At 73.1% G+C, this 1,333-nt stretch carries 2 protein-coding genes; one reads left to right on the forward strand and one right to left on the reverse strand.

Features of this window, described 5'->3' with window-relative positions; all coding sequences use genetic code 11:
* The coding region (locus ACFV0Q_RS41685; RefSeq protein WP_385013333.1) for a D-alanyl-D-alanine carboxypeptidase at positions 1-699 on the reverse strand (699 nt) is incomplete at its 3' end.
* Positions 700-904: 205 nt separating this feature from the next.
* On the opposite strand from ACFV0Q_RS41685, the gene ACFV0Q_RS41690 reads away from it, so the two are divergent.
* The coding region (locus ACFV0Q_RS41690) for a hypothetical protein (protein WP_385013335.1) at positions 905-1,333 on the forward strand (429 nt) is incomplete at its 3' end.

The following is a 1,333-nucleotide window of genomic DNA, read 5'->3' on the forward strand; positions in this document are numbered from 1 at the left end:
GGGGGTGGTCAGGAGGTCGATGAGGTTGTCGTTGATGACCAGGGGCGTGGGGACGGGGTCGAAGACCGGTTCCGGGAGGAAGAGCCGCTGGTCGACGATGACGTCGCCGTCGACGCGGGTGATGCCCGAGCTCCTTACCTGGCGGGCGATCTGGTCGATCCCGGCGAGGGGGTTCTCCGGGGTGAGCGTGGCGCCGGGGAAGTCGTTGGCGTAGGTGTGGTCGAGGTCGGTGTACGCGACCGTGCCGTCGGGGCGGGTCCGGCCGCCCATGGTGAGATCGCCCTGGGCGACCAGGTCGAGGTCGCCGGTCAGCGTGCCGCCGCGCCGCTCGCCGACCGCGTAGAGCGGAGTCACGAAGCGGTGGTCCGCGCCGAGGGTCTGCCAGGTCCCGGACACGCCGAACAGCTTGGCCGTCGAGCCCGGGATGAAGAACTGGCCGGCGAACAGGCTGTGCACCACCCGCCCGCTGCCCGGGTCGGTCTGCAACAGGCCCCACTGGGCGTGGGCGTACTCCGGTTTGCGCATGATCTCGGTGATCCGCGGGTCGAGGGTGCCGGTGCCCGTGCCGTCGTCGTCGGAACGGGGCGCGCCCGGGGTGCCCGACCCGGCCGCCGTGCCCGAGGTCAGGGCCACGAGCAGCAGCGCCGCGCAGGACGCCGCGACCCGGCGCCGCAGGGATCCCGTGTTCGTTGCTCGCATCACCGCACGCCCCGATCCTCGCGACGGTCGCCTGCCCCGGGCCTGTGACCAGCGTGGCACGGGCGCATGGGGGGCGCACGTCACCCGCGCGCGGACTCGTTCGGGTGAACCCGGGCCTCACCGCGTTCGGGGCGGGTAGGCCTGCCGCCGAGATCCTTTGCGTGACGCAACGGGATCGATCGTCCCGGATGCCCCAGGAGGGCCCATGTCCGCCGCACGCCGTATGTCCAAGCTCCTGACCGCGACCTCCGTCGCCGTGCTCCTCTCCGTCGCCGGGGCCGGCTTCGCCGCCCCCGCGAGCAGCGCCGCCGCCCCGCCGGGCGCGGCGCAGACCGTCCGCGCGCCGGGGTTCAACGCCGCGGGGCAGTGGACCCTGTACCAGACCAACGCCACGGTGGCGGTGGACTTCACGCAGGACGGCGCGGGCCGGCTCTTCGGATCGGTGCGTTCCGGCAATACGGTGGGGACCGTCCGGACGGGCTCCGTCGACGGCCAGAACATCTACTTCGAGATCGGCTGGTCGCACGGGCCCATCGGGCGCTACAGCGGCGTCCGCGGGCCGGACGGACGGCTCTCCGGTACCACGTACGACCTGACGAACCCCTCCAGCCACGCGAACTGGTCCACCGAGCGC

Source organism: Streptomyces sp. NPDC059564, from assembly GCF_042735575.1.
Taxonomy (GTDB): domain Bacteria; phylum Actinomycetota; class Actinomycetes; order Streptomycetales; family Streptomycetaceae; genus Streptomyces.